This window comes from Achromobacter spanius (genome assembly GCF_029637605.1).
In the GTDB taxonomy this organism is placed as follows: domain Bacteria; phylum Pseudomonadota; class Gammaproteobacteria; order Burkholderiales; family Burkholderiaceae_B; genus Achromobacter; species Achromobacter spanius_E.
The window spans coordinates 4,501,978-4,518,596 of the sequence record NZ_CP121261.1 but is presented as its reverse complement, the minus strand read 5'-3'; the positions used below and the strand labels follow the sequence as shown (position 1 = coordinate 4,518,596).

Annotated in this window: 13 protein-coding genes and 1 riboswitch; of the genes, 9 read left to right on the top strand and 4 right to left on the bottom strand. The window is 65.9% G+C overall.

Annotated elements, in window-relative coordinates; translation table 11 throughout:
- Positions 1–10: 10 nt before the first annotated feature.
- A complete protein-coding gene (gene gluQRS / locus P8T11_RS20205; RefSeq protein WP_268080365.1) occupies positions 11–913 on the top strand; it encodes a tRNA glutamyl-Q(34) synthetase GluQRS in 903 nt (300 codons plus the stop codon).
- 66 nt (positions 914–979) lie between these two features.
- Here the strand turns inward: gluQRS and P8T11_RS20200 are convergent, their stop codons facing one another.
- Positions 980–3,607: a GDYXXLXY domain-containing protein gene (locus P8T11_RS20200; RefSeq protein WP_268080366.1), complete on the bottom strand. Its 2,628-nt coding sequence runs from the start codon at positions 3,605–3,607 to the stop codon at positions 980–982.
- A 62-nt stretch (positions 3,608–3,669) separates the two neighbouring features.
- On the opposite strand from P8T11_RS20200, the gene P8T11_RS20195 reads away from it, so the two are divergent.
- The 5 genes from P8T11_RS20195 to P8T11_RS20175 all read left to right on the top strand — a co-directional run bounded on the left by P8T11_RS20195 (position 3,670) and on the right by P8T11_RS20175 (position 9,942).
- Positions 3,670–6,285: a DNA topoisomerase III gene (locus P8T11_RS20195; RefSeq protein ID WP_268080367.1), complete on the top strand. Its 2,616-nt coding sequence runs from the start codon at positions 3,670–3,672 to the stop codon at positions 6,283–6,285.
- A 155-nt stretch (positions 6,286–6,440) separates the two neighbouring features.
- A complete protein-coding gene (locus P8T11_RS20190; RefSeq protein WP_268080368.1) occupies positions 6,441–7,499 on the top strand; it encodes an ABC transporter substrate-binding protein in 1,059 nt (352 codons plus the stop codon).
- A complete protein-coding gene (locus tag P8T11_RS20185; RefSeq protein ID WP_268080369.1) occupies positions 7,499–8,269 on the top strand; it encodes an ABC transporter ATP-binding protein in 771 nt (256 codons plus the stop codon). Before P8T11_RS20190 ends, P8T11_RS20185 begins: the two co-directional genes overlap by 1 nt.
- A 13-nt stretch (positions 8,270–8,282) precedes the next feature.
- Positions 8,283–9,137 (top strand): ABC transporter permease, encoded by an 855-nt coding sequence (locus P8T11_RS20180; RefSeq protein WP_050447469.1) that lies wholly within the window; start codon positions 8,283–8,285, stop codon positions 9,135–9,137.
- Positions 9,138–9,162: 25 nt separating this feature from the next.
- Positions 9,163–9,942 carry an SDR family oxidoreductase gene (locus P8T11_RS20175; protein ID WP_268080370.1) on the top strand — a complete coding sequence of 260 codons (780 nt, stop codon included), beginning with the start codon at positions 9,163–9,165 and terminating at the stop codon, positions 9,940–9,942.
- A gap of 200 nt (positions 9,943–10,142) precedes the next feature.
- Here P8T11_RS20175 and ilvB read toward each other — a convergent pair whose 3' ends face one another.
- A complete protein-coding gene (gene ilvB, locus P8T11_RS20170) occupies positions 10,143–11,969 on the bottom strand; it encodes a biosynthetic-type acetolactate synthase large subunit (RefSeq protein ID WP_268082312.1) in 1,827 nt (608 codons plus the stop codon).
- 93 nt (positions 11,970–12,062) lie between these two features.
- Here ilvB and P8T11_RS20165 point away from each other — a divergent pair, with 93 nt between their 5' ends.
- The gene (locus P8T11_RS20165; RefSeq protein ID WP_050447422.1) at positions 12,063–12,533 is read left to right on the top strand and encodes an Lrp/AsnC family transcriptional regulator; all 471 of its coding nucleotides are present in this window, start codon (positions 12,063–12,065) and stop codon (positions 12,531–12,533) included.
- A gap of 7 nt (positions 12,534–12,540) precedes the next feature.
- Here the strand turns inward: P8T11_RS20165 and P8T11_RS20160 are convergent, their stop codons facing one another.
- A complete protein-coding gene (locus P8T11_RS20160) occupies positions 12,541–13,461 on the bottom strand; it encodes a bestrophin family protein (RefSeq protein ID WP_268080371.1) in 921 nt (306 codons plus the stop codon).
- Positions 13,462–13,587: 126 nt separating this feature from the next.
- Between P8T11_RS20160 and P8T11_RS20155 the strand changes: the two genes are divergently transcribed.
- Positions 13,588–14,202: an SET domain-containing protein gene (locus P8T11_RS20155; protein WP_268080372.1), complete on the top strand. Its 615-nt coding sequence runs from the start codon at positions 13,588–13,590 to the stop codon at positions 14,200–14,202.
- Between the two features lie 85 nt (positions 14,203–14,287).
- A riboswitch (FMN riboswitch) is annotated at positions 14,288–14,442 on the top strand.
- Positions 14,443–14,555: 113 nt separating this feature from the next.
- Positions 14,556–15,269 carry a 3,4-dihydroxy-2-butanone-4-phosphate synthase gene (ribB, locus tag P8T11_RS20150; protein WP_268080373.1) on the top strand — a complete coding sequence of 238 codons (714 nt, stop codon included), beginning with the start codon at positions 14,556–14,558 and terminating at the stop codon, positions 15,267–15,269.
- 41 nt (positions 15,270–15,310) lie between these two features.
- Here ribB and P8T11_RS20145 read toward each other — a convergent pair whose 3' ends face one another.
- Entirely contained in the window at positions 15,311–16,513 is a 1,203-nt protein-coding gene (locus tag P8T11_RS20145) for an MFS transporter (RefSeq protein WP_268080374.1), read from the bottom strand.
- Positions 16,514–16,619 lie beyond the last annotated feature (106 nt).

Genomic DNA, 16,619 nt, shown 5'->3' with positions numbered 1-16,619 from the left:
TGCTTTTGCTGTGACCTACGTAGGCCGATTCGCCCCCAGCCCCAGCGGCCCGCTGCATGCGGGCTCGCTTGTGGCCGCGCTGGCCAGTTGGCTGGACGCGCGCGCCCACGGCGGGCGCTGGCTGCTGCGCATGGAAGACGTGGACACGCCCCGCACCGTCGCGGGCGCCGCCGACACCATCATGGCGCAGTTGAACGCGCTGGGCCTGCATTGGGACGGCGACGTCCTGTGGCAGTCGCAACGCAGCGCCGCTTACCAATCCGCTTTTGACACGCTTGCCGCACGTGGCCTGATCTACGGCTGCGGCTGCACGCGGCGCGAAATCGCCGATTCCGCACTGCGCGGCCAGACCGCGCCGGGCGCCGACGGAGAGCGTCCCTATCCCGGCACCTGTCGCCACGGCTTGCCGCCCGGCCGGCAAGCGCGCGCCTGGCGCTTGCGGGTGCCCGACGGCATCGAGCGCTTTGAAGACCGATGGCTGGGCCCGCAGGAGCAGGACGTGGCCACGGCCGTGGGTGACTTCGCCTTGCGGCGCGCGGACGGCCTGTGGGCGTATCAACTGGCGGTGGTGGTGGACGACGCCGAGCAGGGCGTGACGGACGTGGTGCGGGGCGCGGACTTGCTCAGTTCCACGGCGCGCCAGCGCGTGCTGGGCCGCCTGCTGGGCTTGCCGCCGCTGCGCTATCTGCACGTGCCGCTGATCCTGGACACCGCCAGCGGTTTGAAGCTGTCCAAGCAGAATGGCGCCGCCGCCATCGACACCGGCACGCCGATGGCCGCGCTGGCCGCCTTGGCCGACGCCTGGCGTGCCCTGGGGTTCGGCCCCATCGCCGCGGCGGATCGTGGTGACTTTCTTCGAACGGCCGCCGCACAATGGGCGCAGCGCTTTCCGCTGGCCCAGTCGCTGGCCTAATCGCTGTCCTAATCGCTGTCCTCGCTTCTGCCCTCGCACTGCACGCCGCGTCAAACCGCTGATTCGCTACAGCGGCTGCAAGTCCTCGCCCAGCATCCGCACCAGCAGCGCTTCACCGTTTTCAGCCACGCGCAGTTCGCCATAACGCGCGACCTCATAGCGCTTGGCCTGGCCTTCGGGAAAGAAATAGGCATTGGTGACGATACGCACGCCCCGATCGCGGACGCGATAGCGCAGCGGCACTTCGTCCTCGGCATGCGGCTGCGCGTCGGGCTGGATGCGCAGGGGCGTGGCGATCCCGCGCGCATCGGCCTGCAGCATCACGTAGCCGTCGGGCTCAAAGCCCAGAACAGAGTCATCGTCCACTGGGCGGTCGGCGCTTAGCCGCAAACGCGTGATGTCCCGGCTGGCCGCGAAGTTCAGCGCCATGTAGTCGCCCTGCATCAACGACCGGGGGTCGACCGGCGCCAATTCCAGAATCACCACCTTGCCCGTGGCCAGCAGCTTCTCGCGCTGCCAGATGCCGCCGTTGGCCACCACCAGCACCAGCGCCAGGCCGCCCAGGATGGCCAGCGTGCGCCAGCGCAACAGCGCCGACACCGGCGGCAACGGCACGCGCCGTTGAGGCGCCTGCGTACGCATCAACCTGGGCACCAGCCACACCAGGCCGCGCAGCACGAACAGCAGCAGCGCGCCCCCGCCCAGCCACAAGGCCTTTTGCAGCAAGGGCACATCCAGTTGGTAGTAATAGACACCCAGATAAGCCAGTAGGCTCAAGACCCCGAAAATGACCAGGCGCAATTGGTTCAGCCCAAAACCCAGCAACAGCCAGGCCAGCGCAAACCCCACGCCCGGGCTGGGCAACCAGAACAACGCCAGCACCAGCAGGGCGATCGGCACGCCCCAGGTCACGCCGGCCGTCAGCACATGGCGGCGCGGCCATAGCACCGACAGGGCCGCCGCCGCCGGCAGCAGCGCGCCCGCCACGACCAGGAAAGCGCCTTGCGGGTTCAGTTGCCACATGGCGGGCAGATGCAGGGCCGAGACGCCGCCCGCCAACCACACCATGCCCTGCACGGACAGCAAAAAGGCCCAGGCCAGCGGCTCGAGCGCGTGGCCGCGCTTGCCGCCCACGCGGTGGCTCCAGGTCAGGATGACGGCAGTGGCCCAGGCGCCGATGACGGCGATGGGCAGCCAGACAAAGCCGGCGCGCCCCGGGTCGAAATAGAGCCAGGCGTCCAGCAGGTCGTCGCGCATCAACTCCGGCGACAAGCCACGCCAGATCAAGGCAGCGCCTGCCGCCGCGATCATCAGGCCTGACAGAAAGCGCAGGATCACGTCAGGCCCCAGCGCGTAGATCACCGCCGCCAGCAACAGCACAAAGAAGCAGGCGCTGGTGAAAGACGTAGAACTGGACAAGCCGTAGATGATGAGGATCTGGCCGGTGAACGCCATCGCCGTGCCGCACTGGCGCCAGAAAGGGCCGGCGTCGCTGCGCAATACCGCCACGCCCGCGCCGCACAACACCAGCCCGGCCACCAGCGCACCTTCGTCCGACGTCACGATGCCCGAGAACGCCACGAACACCAGCAGCAGCAAGGTCGCCAGCCAGGCGCTCAGGCCCAGCAGGCATTGCACGTACCAGGGGGGTTCGGCATGCGGCGTGGCAACGGGCGCCAGTTGCGCCACGGCGGCGCCGGAATCGCCCGGCTCGACGGCATTGCCCGCCGACGCCGAGGCCGGTTCCGCATCCGCGGCGGCCACGGGTGCCTGCGGTTCCGCCGCCAGCCTGCGCAGCCAGCGCGCCGCCAGCACCGCTTCGGCCATCAGCAAGGCAGCCAGGGGCAGGGCGGCCCACACGCCGGGCTCCAGCCGCAGCAGCCATTCGCCCACCACCCGCAGCGACACGCAGATGACGCCCGCCGCCAGCATGGCCAGAATGACCAGGTCCAGCCGGCCGCGCTGATAGTACAGGCCGAGCCCCACCGTTGCCGCCAGCCAGGCGATGCCGTGCAGCGAACCCACCCCGCGCAGGATGAAGTCGCCAAACATCAGCGACAGCACCAAGGCGCTGATGGCAATGGCCGCCAACACGCGCGGGCCGATCAGTGTGCTGGCGCGCCAGCGGCGTGCCGCCAATTCCCAGCCCAGCAGCAAAGTCAGGTTCAGGGCCGCCATGATCAGGTTGGGCAGGCCCGTGCCGTCATAGATGGCGTACCAGGTGAAGACGCGCTCGCCCTGCCACAGGGCAACCGCCATGTTCAGCACCAGGGCCCACAATAGCCACACGGCCTGACTCGCCGAGGCCAATGCCCAGGGCAGCAGCAGAACTGCCCACCAGGCGAACAATTCCCAGGTATCGGCGCCAGTCTGGTAAGTTTGACCCAATAACGCGAGCAAGGCGCCCAGCAAGATGCCGGCCAAAGCCAGAAGCGCGCCGGGGACGCTGCGTCGCACGCCAGGCTTGCCACGAAGGCGCAATCCGGCCCAGGCCGCGGCCAGTGCCGAAATGGCCAGCAAGCCTTGCGTGCCGGCAAAGCGTTGCACTTTTGTCATGTCCTGCCAGTTGGCGGCGACCCAGCAAATCGCAGCGCTGCCCAGCAGCAAAACGCCTAGCCACAGGGTGCTTCGCGCCAAGAATTGACGCCAAGCGTGCAGTTCGGATCCCGCTTGCCTTTCAGTGCCGACTTGCATCTGGCGAATCTCCGATCTTATTATCCGCGCTACTAAGGCGGGACTACCGCCACTGGATACACATGAATAAAACGCTGATTATTGCCGAGAAGCCCTCGGTGGCCCTTGATATATCACGCGCCTTGGGAGGCTTTGCGCGCGAGGGCGACTATTTTGAAAGCGAACGTTACGTACTCGCGTCCAGCATCGGCCACCTGCTGAGCTTGGTCGCGCCCAATGATCCGGTCAAGGGAAAGTGGAGCTTCACGCACCTGCCCGTGATTCCGCCGGAATTCGAACTGGGCCCCACCGACAAGAAATCGGCAGAACGCCTGAAGCTGCTAGTCCGCCTGGCCAAGCGCAAGGACGTGGATTCGATCATCAACGCCTGTGACGCGGGACGCGAGGGCGAACTGATCTTCCGCTACATCATTCAGTATGCGGGCGTGAAAAAGCCGATTCAGCGCCTGTGGCTGCAGTCGATGACGCAGGCCGCCATCCGCGAAGCCTTCGCCAACCTGCGCGACGATTCCCAGTTGAAGCCGCTGGAAGCGGCCGCCCGCTCGCGCGCCGAAGCCGACTGGCTGGTCGGCATCAACGGCACGCGCGCCATGACCGCCTTCAACAGCAAGGACGGCGGCTTCTTCAAGACGCCGGTCGGTCGCGTGCAGACGCCCACGCTGGCCATCGTGGCCGAGCGTGAAGAGCGCATCCGCCGCTTCGTGCCGCGCGACTACTGGGAAGTGCGCGCCACCTTCATCGCCGCCGCCGGCCTGTACGAAGGCCGCTGGGTCGACCCCCAGTTCAAGAAAGACGACCGTGACCCGGAAAAGCGCGAATCGCGCCTGTGGTCGGCCGCCGCCGCGCAAAGCGTGGTGGCCGCCTGCCGCGACCAGCCGGGCAACGTCACTGAAGAATCCAAGCCGTCGACCCAGATGTCGCCGGCCCTGTACGACCTGACGTCGTTGCAGCGCGAGGCCAACGGCCGGTTCGGCTTTTCGGCCAAGACCACGCTGTCGCTGGCCCAGACTCTGTACGAACGCCACAAGGCGCTGACCTATCCGCGTACCGATTCGCGCTACCTGCCCGAGGACTACATCACCACGGTGCAGGAAACGATGCGCGCGCTGGCCACGGGCGGCTCGAACGCCGTGGGCGGCCTGTCGCGCCACGCGGGCACCGTCGTCAGCCAGCAGTGGGTGAAGCCCAACCGCCGCATCTTCGACAACAAGAAGGTGTCGGATCACTTTGCCATCATCCCCACGCTGCAAATCCCGCATGACCTGAGCGAAGCCGAGGCCAAGCTGTACGACCTGGTGCTCAAGCGCTTTCTGGCCGTGTTCTTCCCGGCCGCCGAATACCGCGTCACCACCCGCCTGACCGAAGTGCAGGGGCACCGCTTCCGCACCGACGGCAAGGTGCTGGTCACCCCGGGCTGGCTGGCCGTGTACGGCAAGGAAGCCCAGGGCGAAGACGCCAACCTGGTGCCGGTTGCCGACGGCGAGACCGTGCGCACCGAAGACGTCGAAGCCGTCGGCCTGTCGACCAAGCCGCCCGCCCGCTTCAACGAAGGCACCTTGCTGTCCGCCATGGAAGGCGCGGGCAAGCTGGTGGACGACGAAGAACTGCGCGAAGCCATGTCCGAGCGCGGGCTGGGTACGCCGGCCACGCGCGCCGCCATCATCGAAGGCCTGCTCAACGAGGTCTACCTGCGCCGCGAAGGCCGCGACCTGGTGCCCACCGCCAAGGCGCGCCAGTTGATGACGCTGCTGTCGGGCCTGGACGTCACCGAACTGACCTCGCCCGAACTGACGGGCGAGTGGGAACACAAGCTCAAGCAGATCGAGCAGGGCGGCCTGGGCCGCGAAGCCTTCATGCGCGAAATCGCGCAGATGACGCAAGTGATCGTCAAGCGCGCCAAGGAGTACGAGCGCGACACGGTGCCGGGCGACTACGCCACGCTGCAAACGCCGTGCCCCAAGTGCGGCGCGGTGGTCAAGGAAAACTACCGCCGCTTCGCCTGCACCGCCTGCGACTTCTCGATTGGCAAGCACCCGGGTGGCCGCACGTTCGAACTGCCGGAAGTGGAAGAGCTGCTGGCCAAGCGCGAGATCGGTCCGCTGCAAGGCTTCATCAGCAAGATGGGCCGTCCGTTTGCCGCCATCCTGCGCATCAGCGACGAATACAAGCTGGAATTCGACTTCGGCCAGAACGACGAAGACGATACCGAAGCGGTGGACTTTTCCGGACATACGCCGGTGGGCCCCTGCCCCAAGTGCCAGTCGCGCGTGTTCGAACACGGCATGAGCTACGTGTGCGAAAAGTCCGTCGGCCCCGAAAAGACCTGCGATTTCCGTTCAGGCAAGGTCATCCTGCAACAGGAGATCTCGGCTGAACAGATGGGCAAGCTGCTGGGTAACGGCCGCACCGACCTGCTTGAAGGCTTCGTGTCCAGCCGCACCAACCGCAAGTTCAAGGCATTCCTGGTGCGTCAGCCCGACGGAAAGATCGGCTTCGAGTTCGAGCCGCGTCCTGAAAAACCCGGCCGCGCCCCGTCCAAAACCGCCACCAAAACGGCAACAAAGACGGCCGCGAAAAAGGCCCCGGCAAAGAAGGCCGCGGTAAAGAAAACGGCAGTAAAAAAAGCCGCCGTAAAGAAAACCGCCGCCAAAAAAGCCGCCCCCAAAAAGACCCCGTAGGATGGGTGAAGCGCGATAAACCCGGAAAGAAGAACCCAACCGCAGAACGCGCGTAACCCATCACACACCCCCCGGGCGTTTTCCATTGTTGCCCCCCCACCCCCTGCGTTATCGTCTACCCAAAACAGCAACACCCAAACTCAACCGAGGACGACATGACCCACAGCCCCCGTTTCACCGCCCGCCGCCGCATCCTGACCGCCGCCGGGGCCTTGGCCGGCGTCAGCCTGCTTGATGGGCGCATCGCCTTCGCCCAGCCCAAGCTGGGCCGCGTGGCCTACGGGCAAGGCAGCATCGACCCCTTCTTCGCGGCGGGCTATGTGGCGTTGAAAAAAGGCTACTTCGGTGAAGGCGGGCTGGACGTCGAATACCTGAATTCGCAAAGCGGCCCGCGCACCAACCAGTTGTTGGCGGCGGGCCAGATCGTGTTCGGCGCCACCGCCGCCACGGCCGCCCCCGCGCTCACCATCGCCGGCAAGGCCGCCACGCTGGTGTTCGGCTTTGACCGCAAGCTAACCTACGCCAACATCATCGTGCGCCGCGAAGACTTCGACAGCGGCAAGATCAAGTCCTTGAAGGACCTGGCCGGCAAGCGCGTGGGCGCCACGCAACCGCAGTCCAGCACCTGGTTGATGGCGCTGTACCTGATGCAGAAGGCCGGCGTGGCCGACAAGGTCGATATCCGCCCGCTGGGTGACCTGGCCACGATGCTGGGCGCGCTGAAGACAGGTTCGGTGTCCGCCAGCATGGCCACCATGTCCATGATGGAACAGGCCCGCCAGGAAGGCTGGGGCGTGCCGATTTTCGACGCCACCACGGAAAGTTCATGGAATGAATTCATGGGCGGCGACGTGCCGGGCATTGCCGCGCTGACGCTTGAAGACACCATCCAGAAACGGCCGGAAGTGGTGCAAGCCTTTGTCACCGCCATGGTCAAGGCACAAGACTTCATCACCGCCAACAGCGCCGCGGGTGTCACCGACGCGATCTACGACGACTACCTCAGCGCCTTTCCGCGCGCCGCCATCGAAAAGACGCTGGGCGTCTACAAAGACACGGTGTTCTTGAAAGACAACCTCATCACCGAAGACGCCTACAACCGCATGACGGCCATCATGGGCGACGGCCGCCAGTTCTCGAACGACGAGATCAAGACCGTGCCTTACACCAAGTGCGTGAACATGAGCTTCGTGCGCAAAGCGCGGGGCCTTTGATGATTACGCTGGACAAGGTCGGCAAGGCGTACCAGTCGCGCCAGGGCACGACGCACGCGGTGGGCGAGGTCAGCCTGACCGTCGAGGCGGGCGAATTCGTTTCCATCGTGGGCCCCTCGGGCTGCGGCAAGAGCACGCTCTTGAACATGATCGCGGGCTTTCTGCGCCCCACTACGGGCACGATCCAAGTAGACGGCCGGGTAGTCGACGGGCAGGTGCCGCCCGCCTTGGGCTACATCTTTCAGAAAGACACGCTGCTGCCGTGGTTCAGCGTCAAGAAGAACGTGGCGCTGGGGCTGAAGTTCCAGGGCGTGGCGGCCGACAAGATCGAACGCCGCGTGGCCGAACTGCTTGAACTGGGCCACTTGAGCGCCTTTGCCGACGCCTTTCCGCATCAGCTATCGGGCGGCATGCGGCGGCGCGTGGCGCTCTTGATGAGCCTGGCGGTGGAGCCGCGCATCCTGCTGCTGGACGAGCCCTTCGGCGCGCTGGACACGCACACCAAGACGCACCTGCATCGCGAACTGATGGAGATCTGGCGCAAGCTGGGCCAGACCATCGTGATGGTCACGCACGACCTGGACGAAGCCATTCTGCTGTCTGACCGCGTGGTGGTGCTGTCCGGCCCGCCCAGCCGCGTGCTGCTGGACGAGCGCATCCGCATTCCGCATCCGCGCGACGTCTTCACGCTGCGCGAAACGCCGCAGTTCGTCTCTCACGTGCAAAGCCTCTGGAGCGTGCTGGGCCAGCAGTTCCGTGCCGCCGCCTGATCCGATTCGCACCATGATTTCAACTGAAACTTCCGATTCGCTGCAGGACCAGCTGCGGCTGGACCGCCGCGCCGGCGTCAAGCGCCGCGTTCGCATCACCTTGTGGCAAGTGCTGATTCTTGCCGTCATCCTGGGCTCGTGGGAAACGCTGACACGCATCCCCTGGTTCACGCAGAACACCCTGTTCGACCCCTTCTTCATCAGCCAGCCGTCGCGCGTGGCGGTGCGGCTTTGGGAATGGATGCAACCCGGCCCGCGCTCGGTCTGGCCGCATCTATGGCTGACCTTGCAGGCCACGATGGTGGGGCTGGTGGTGGGCGTGGGCAGCGGCTTCATCGTCGGCATGACGCTTAGCCGCAGCCGCTTTCTGGCCGACGTGTTCAACCCTTTTATCGTGGCGTTCAATTCCATGCCGCGCATCGCCTTCGTGCCGCTCATCACCATGTTCTTCGGCCTGGGGCTGGCGTCCAAGGTGGTGACCTCGTGGTTCGTGGTGTTCTTTCTGGTGTTCTTCAACACCTACAAGGGCGGGCGCAGCGTGGAACGCGAACTGGTCGACTTCTGCCGCACGCTGGGCGGCTCGCCGCGCCAGATCCTGTGGCGCGTGCGCATCCCGACCGCGGCGGCATGGACGTTCGCCGCCTTGCCCAATGCCATCAGCTTCGCGCTGATCGGCGTGGTGCTGGCCGAGTTCGTCGGGTCCACCACGGGCATGGGGTACTTGATGATCACCGCGCTGGCCACGCTGAACGCCACCGACATGTTCGCGGCCGTGACGCTGCTGTCCATCGTGGGCATTGTGTTGGTTTATTGTGTGACCTGGCTGGAACGGCGGCTTTTGCATTGGGCGCCGGAGTTCAGGGAATGAGAACGAACGAAGCAGGACAGCACTGATGACGACACTACCTTATCTGCGTAACTTCGACTTGACCGGACAGGTCGCGCTGGTGACCGGGTCCGCGCGCGGGCTGGGCTTTTGCATTGCGCGGGCCTTGGCCGGATGCGGCGCGCGTGTCCTGATCAACGGCCGCAACGCCGGGTCCGTGGACGCGGCCGTGGCCGAGCTGGCCGACGCTGGTTTGGACGCGCATGCCTTGCCGTTCGATGTCAGCGACGACGCCGACATGGAACGCGCGTTCCAGCGTATTGACGACGAACATGGCCGGCTGGACGTGTTGGTGAACAACGTAGGCGCGCGCAACCGCAAGACGCTGCGCAACACCAGCCCCGCCGAGATCCGCGAATTGATCGATACGGATCTGGTGGCCGGCATGCTGTTGGCGAAGTTCGCCGCCGAGCGCATGATGCGCCAGGGCGGCGGCCGGTTGATCGCCATCACGTCAGTGGTGGGCGAACTGGCGCGCGCGGGTGACGCCGTCTATCCCGCCGCCAAACAGGGCCTGACGGGCATGGTGCGGGCATTGGCGGCGGAGTTCGGCGGCCACCACATCACCAGCAACGCCATCGCGCCGGGTACGTTCGCAACAGAGACGAACGCGGCCATGGTGGCGGACCCGAATTTCGGTCCTCGTATTGCGGCGCGCAATCCGACGGGGCGGTGGGGTGAGCCCGAGGAGATCGCCGGGGCGGCGGTGTTTCTGGCGTCACCGGCGGCGTCGTATGTGAACGGGCACGTGTTGGTAGTGGACGGGGGGTTGTCGATTCAGTTTTGAGGTGAATGGGGTTGTGGGGGTGATGGGGGTTGTGGTGATGGGTTGCGCGCGAAACCGGGCGTCGTGGAACAGTTAGACCGGTGCGCGCTTCATCCATCCTACAGAGACAACGCCATCTTCGTAGGATGGGTGAAGCGCGGAAAAATCGCCCCGCGCACGGTCACCCCCATCGCGCGCAACCCATCACCCCCGCAAAAAAATCAGGTCGTCTCGTCCTGATACCAAACCCCTTCCGCCAACATCATCTTCTGATGCCCATGCCCCGCAGGCATCATCGGAAAGCAGTTTTCCTGCGCCGTCACCGCCACGTCCAAAAAGTAAGGCCCATCGTGCGCCAGGCATTCGGCCAGCGCCGCATCCAGCTTTGCCGGATCATCCACGCGCGCCGCGCCCCAGCCGAACGCGCGCGCCAGCGCCACGAAATCCGGCAATGACGCGTTATAGCTGTGGCTATACCGCCCGCCATGGATCAGCTCTTGCCATTGGCGCACCATGCCCATGTAGCCGTTGTTGCACAGCACGACCTTCACAGGCGTCTCGTGCTGCATGGCGGTGGACAGTTCCTGGATGTTCATCAATACCGATGCGTCGCCGCTGACGCACACCACCGTCTTGTCCGGGTGCGCCACCTGCGCGCCAATCGCGGCCGGCACGCCGTAGCCCATCGTGCCCGCGCCACCCGACGTCAGCCAACGGTTCGGCTTGTCGAAACGCAGGTATTGCGCGGCCCACATCTGGTGCTGGCCCACGTCGGTGGAGACGATCGCATCGCGGTCGGCCAGCGCGGCGTTCAGGCTTGCCATCAGGTGCTGCGGCAAAATCGCATCGGCGGCGGGCGTGAAGCCCAGGCAGTCCTGCGCGCGCCACGTATCAATACGCTTGAACCAGGGCGCCAGCCGCGCGGCGTCCAACGGCGCATCGCCCAGTTCGGCGCGCAACGCGCGTACCAGCGGCAGGCAGTCGCCCACCAGCGCCACGTCCACGCGCACCACCTTGTTGATGGAAGCGGGGTCGATGTCGATATGGATCTTGCGCGCATGCGGGCAGAACTCGGACAGCTTGCCGGTGATGCGGTCATCGAAACGCGCGCCAATGCACACCACCAGATCTGAGTTGTGCATGGCCAGGTTGGCCTCGACCGTGCCGTGCATGCCCAGCATGCCGACAAACTGCGGGTCGGACGCGGGGAAAGCGCCCAGCCCCATCAGCGTCAAGGTGCAGGGCGCGCCGGTGTGGCGGACCAGGTCGGTGAAGGCCTGGCAGGCTTCCGGGCCGGCATTGATCAGGCCGCCCCCGCCGTAGAAGATGGGCCGCTTGGCCTGGGCGATCAGCGCGGCGGCGCGCCGCACGGCCGACTGCGGCAGCTTGGCCGCCAGCTTGCCGGACTGCCGGCGCGCGCGCAGCGCGGCCAGCTTTTGCTGCGACGGCAAACCCGGCACATCATCGTCCGCGTCGCGCGGCACGGCCAGTTGCACGTCCTTCGGAAAATCCACCAGCACCGGTCCGGGGCGGCCCTGGCGAGTCAATTCGAACGCGCGCGCCGCCACATTGGCCACGTCGTCCACGGCGCGGATCTGGGTATTCCACTTGGTGACGGAACGCGAAATGCCGATGGCGTCGCACTCCTGGAACGCATCGGTGCCGATGGCGGCCGTGGCCACCTGGCCGCTGATGCACAGCACCGGAATCGAATCGCACATGGCGTCAAGCAGACCCGATGTGGTGTTGGCCATGCCGGGACCCGAGGTCACGAACACCACGCCCGTGCGGCCGGTGGTGCGGGCATAGCCTTCGGCGGCATGCACGGCGGCCTGTTCGTGGCGCACCAGCACGTGGCGCAAGCGCGGCTCGGCATACAGGGCGTCGTACAGCGGCAGGACCGCGCCACCGGGGTAGCCAAAGACCGTGTCGACCCCGTTCGCAATCAAGGTGTCCAGCAGAATCTTGGCCCCGTTTGCAGGGGCGGTTTCAGTGGCGGCAAGCGCGGCGGCGGCGGTGGGGTGCAGGCGATCGTTCATGCTATCTATCTTATTCGGAGCGGCGAAGAATTTTTATCTTCTTTTCTACGAATCAGGGCCATCCAGAGTAAATTCATCTTTGATTTGGAGGAATCAAAGAAAATGAACCTGGACAAGTTTGATCTGGCCATTTTGAAGGTCTTGCAAGACAACGCGCGCGCCAGCCTGAACGAGATCGGCGCGGCGGTGGGGCTGTCGTCCACCCCGTGTTGGAACCGCATCAAGCGCATGGAGGGCGCCGGGGTCATCCGCGGCTACACCGTGGACATCGATCCGGCCAGCCTGGGCTTCATGGACACGGTCATCGTCCACGTCACGCTGGAAAGCCACAGCGAAGAAACGCTCTACGAGTTCGGCCGGGCGCTGGCGGCCATTCCCGAGGTGCTGGAAGCGTTCCTGGTGTCCGGCGACTACGACTATTACATCCGCATCGCCGTGCGTGACACCCGCGACTACGAACGCCTGCTGCGTGAACAGCTCTACCGCATCCCCGGCATACGCCACAGCAAGTCGTGCTTTGTGCTGCGCCGACTGAAAGAAACCATGCTGCCGCTGACCGGGCCAGTGGGCTAAGCCGGCGTCAGCGCAGGATGAAGTCTTCAGGCACCGCGGCGTCCGGCAACGGGCGCACGCCCAGGCCTTCCAGCAGGTCGATCTCGATCACGCGCGCCAGGGCCGACAGCGGCAGGTCGTTTTCTTCCAGGCCGAACGGGTCTTCGAGCTCGTCGCCCAAGGCATCCAGCCCGAAGAAGGTGTAGGCGATGATGGTGACGGCCACGGGCGTCAGATATTCCAGCGTGCCCACCAGGCCGAACGGCAGCAGCAGGCAGAACAGCCAGGCCGTGCGATGCAGCAGCAGCGAATAGGCAAACGGACAGGGCGTGAACTTGATGCGTTCGCAGGCGGCCTGGATGGCGGCGCACTGCGCTACCCGCTGGGTCAGCGCCTGGTAGAGAATGTCGCTGAGTTCGCCGCGCCGCAGGCAGCCGGCCAGGTCGCGGTTGATGGCCATGAGCAGCGCGTCCGGCACATTGCGGCAACCGGCAAGCGTGTCCAGCTCGTCCTGCTGCACCCAGGGGCGCACGGCCTGCACCATGTCCTGCCCGCGCAGCCGCGCCGCCAGCCCGTAGCCGAAGCCGATGCAGCGCCGCACCAGCCGTTCCTGAATCGGGTTGGCCGTGCTGGCGGCCAGCAGCACCGCGCTTTCGCGGGCCAGGCTGCGCGCCTGCACGATCAGGTCGCCCCATTGCTTGCGGGCTTCCCACCAGCGGTCATAGCAGACGTTGTTGCGAAAGCCCATGAAGACCGACAAGGCCAGGCCGAACAACGAGAAGGGCACCGCCGTCAGGTGCGCGGGCGAAAACCATAGTCGGTGGTACATCCACACCACCACGCACGACAACAGCGTGATGACAAGGATCTTGCCGACAATGCGCGGGATGATGGAACCGCGCATCACAAAGAACAGGGCCAGCGCGGAGGGACGCGGACGGACGATCATGATGAAATCAACCAAGGACCAGGCGGCGCCAACTATACGCCTGTGATCCTGTCACAGGCGCGTCGATATAATTCTGTTTCGTCTCGCGCGCCCCGACGCTCCTCCAACGCCTTCCCCAACGCCTACATGACCACCGAAGCCACCCCGATCAAGCCCTGGCATGTTGTCCGCCGCTCGAAGCTGCATGGCAACGGCGTCTTCGCCGCCCGCAAGATCCCCGCCGGCACACGCATCATCGAATACGGCGGCGCGCGCATCAGCGCCAAGGAAGCCGACCGGCGCCACCCCACCAACCCCGACGACCCCTTCCACACCTTCTTCTTCGCGCTCAGCTCGGGCCGCGTGATCGACGGCGGCGACGAAGGCAACGATGCCCGCTGGATCAACCACTCCTGTGAGCCCAACTGCGAGGCGCAGGAAGGCAAGCACGGCAAGCGCGTGTACATCGTCGCCTTGCAGGACATCGCGCGCGGCACCGAACTGTCGTATGACTACGGTCTGGTTCTGGACGGCCGCATCACCAAGGCGCTGAAGGAAGGCTACCGCTGCCTGTGCGGCACGCCGCCATGCCGGGGCACGATGCTGGCGCTGCCGAAGAAGAAGACGGCGAAGAAAGCGACGCAGCCGGCGACCGAGAAGCCGCCGGAGAAGACGACGAAGCCGGCGACGAAGCCGGCGACGAAGCCGCCAATCAAGAAGACGACGACCAAACCCGCCCGGGCCGGCAAATCCGTCCCCTGAAAATCCGCGTTCACGTCCCGCCCGGTCTGTTCCGCGATCTGCGCAGACAGGCGTACAATCGCCGATGTCGTTAACACGACATGCAGTACGTCTTCAGGGCGGGGTGCAATTCCCCACCGGCGGTATGCCATGCAATGTGGCGAGCCCGCGAGCGCCCGGCGTCCTTCACGGACATCGGGGTCAGCAGATCTGGTGAGATGCCAGAGCCGACGGTCATAGTCCGGATGAGAGAAGATGTGCCGGCACAACACCCCGTTATCCAGGCGCCCATGCGCCTGGAACGTTGTATTGCGTTCGGCAGTCGATTAGCCCTGAAACGTTTTTCGCCCACTTTATTTTGCGAGAGCGTTTCAATGTCCACCCTCAATACCCCGCAGTCCCTTCCCAGCCTGGCTTCGCAACCCTTTGCCGCGCGTTTACAACGCGCGCTGCATCATCTGCGCCTGGGCCGTCCGGTCATCCTCATGGACGACTTCGACCGCGAGAACGAAGCCGACCTGATCGTCGCCGCCGACAAGCTCACCGTGCCCGTCATGGCGCAGTTGATCCGCGACGGCAGCGGCATCGTCTGCCTGTGCCTGCCCGGCGAAACCCTGGACCGGCTGGAACTGCCGCCCATGGTCACGCGCAACCAAAGCCGCTTTGCCACCGCCTTCACCGTGTCCATCGAAGCGCGCGAAGGCGTCAGCACCGGCGTGTCGGCGGTTGACCGCGTCACCACCATCCGCGCCGCCATCTCGCCGTCGGCCCAAAGCGATGACATCGTCAGCCCCGGCCACGTGTTCCCGCTGCGCGCCCAACCCGGCGGCGTGCTGACGCGGCGTGGCCACACCGAAGGCTCGGTGGACCTGGCCGTGCTGGCCGGCCTGCGCCCCGCCGGCGTGCTGTGCGAACTGATGAACGCCGACGGCACCATGATGCGCGGCGCCTCGCTGGAGCGCTACGCGGCCCAGCACGGCCTGGTCGCGCTGACCATTGCCGAACTGGCCGACCATCTGCAAAAGCTGAAAGACGGCAACGCCGAAGCCGTGGACGACGAAGTCCTGGAAATGGCCGCCACCGTCTAAGGGGAACCGCATCCCATCGGGGCCGCAGCCCCGATGGGTTGTTACCGCGCCGGACGCCGCAGCGCCAGGGCCACGAACACCGCGGCCAACGCGCACGCGCCGCCCATCGCATACACGGCGCCCACGCCTTGCGCGCCGGCCAGCCCGCCCGCCAGCGGGCCGCTGATACCCAACGCCACGTCCAGAAACGCCACATACGCCCCCATGGCCGCGCCACGGCTTGCCGCCGGCACGCGCCGCACCGCTTCGACGCCGAACGCCGGAAATGCCAGCGAATAGCCCGCGCCGGTCAGGCATGCGCCGGCATACGCCCACATCGGCGTGACGCTTTGCCAGATCAGGCACTGGCCCACCGCCTCGATCAGCACGCACACCAGCGCCACGCGCGCGCCGCCCAGCTTGTCAGGCAGACCCGCGAAGAAGACGCGGGCAAGAATGAACCCCACGCCGAACGCGCTGAACATCCATCCCGCGCCGTCCCAGCCGCGTTGCACAAACAGCAGGCTTACAAACGCGGTGATCACGCCGAATCCCACACTGGTCAGGGCCAGCCCCAGACCGGGCAACAGCACCATGCCCAGCACCCGGTAGAAGGGCGTGCGCACCCCACCCAGCGCAGGCGCGGCGCGTTGCGGCAACACCAGCGCCAGCGCCGCCAACGGAATCACGACCGTTGCCCACGCCAGGCCCGCGAAGCCTGCATAGGCATACAGCCGCATGCCGGCGGGTGCGCCCAAGGCATAGGCGGCGTAGATGGCGACACCCACCCAGGCCATGACGCGGCCCGCGTGCTGCGGCCCCACGCGGCCCACGCCCCAGCTCAACGCGCCGGTGACGATCAGACTTTCGGCGCAGCCCATCAACGCACGGCCCGCCAACAGCGCCGTCAGCGCCCCTTGCGGCCGCGCCGACAAGGCGTCGGCCAGCACATACAGCACACCCGCCGCCGCCCCCAGCAGGCAGCCGACCACCACCGCCCGCTTGGCGCCCTGGCGATCGGCCAGCGCGCCGGCATAGGCGCGCGACAGCAGGGCGGCGGCAAACTGCAGGCCGGCCACCACGCCCACCACCAGCGCGCTCATCATCAGCGTGCCGGTCACGTAGAGCGGCAAGACCGGCATCGGCAGGCCGACCATGAAAAATGCAATGAACACCACCACCACCAACGGCGACAACTGCACAAATACAGAGCGCACGGGTTCACCGGCTGCGGGCGGTGCCCCAGCCGTCGATACGTTCGACATGAGAAATCCTTGATAGGGTTGTGGCAATCTGAAACCATCGCGGAGAATTCGTCGATGGCATAATCCGCGCTTGCGGGTGAACAATCAGATTGCCTGCCCTGAATTT

What these genes read in the sequence shown, in the direction of transcription:
- P8T11_RS20155 (WP_268080372.1), top strand. Translation starts at nt 13,588, where the DNA reads ATGACCACCGAAGCCACCCCGATCAAGCCCTGGCATGTTGTCCGCCGC.
- P8T11_RS20160 (WP_268080371.1), bottom strand. Translation starts at nt 13,461, where the DNA reads ATGATCGTCCGTCCGCGTCCCTCCGCGCTGGCCCTGTTCTTTGTGATG.
- P8T11_RS20200 (WP_268080366.1), bottom strand. Translation starts at nt 3,607, where the DNA reads ATGCAAGTCGGCACTGAAAGGCAAGCGGGATCCGAACTGCACGCTTGG.
- P8T11_RS20195 (WP_268080367.1), top strand. Translation starts at nt 3,670, where the DNA reads ATGAATAAAACGCTGATTATTGCCGAGAAGCCCTCGGTGGCCCTTGAT.
- P8T11_RS20165 (WP_050447422.1), top strand. Translation starts at nt 12,063, where the DNA reads ATGAACCTGGACAAGTTTGATCTGGCCATTTTGAAGGTCTTGCAAGAC.
- P8T11_RS20175 (WP_268080370.1), top strand. Translation starts at nt 9,163, where the DNA reads ATGACGACACTACCTTATCTGCGTAACTTCGACTTGACCGGACAGGTC.
- P8T11_RS20190 (WP_268080368.1), top strand. Translation starts at nt 6,441, where the DNA reads ATGACCCACAGCCCCCGTTTCACCGCCCGCCGCCGCATCCTGACCGCC.
- P8T11_RS20185 (WP_268080369.1), top strand. Translation starts at nt 7,499, where the DNA reads ATGATTACGCTGGACAAGGTCGGCAAGGCGTACCAGTCGCGCCAGGGC.
- P8T11_RS20145 (WP_268080374.1), bottom strand. Translation starts at nt 16,513, where the DNA reads ATGTCGAACGTATCGACGGCTGGGGCACCGCCCGCAGCCGGTGAACCC.
- ribB (WP_268080373.1), top strand. Translation starts at nt 14,556, where the DNA reads ATGTCCACCCTCAATACCCCGCAGTCCCTTCCCAGCCTGGCTTCGCAA.
- P8T11_RS20180 (WP_050447469.1), top strand. Translation starts at nt 8,283, where the DNA reads ATGATTTCAACTGAAACTTCCGATTCGCTGCAGGACCAGCTGCGGCTG.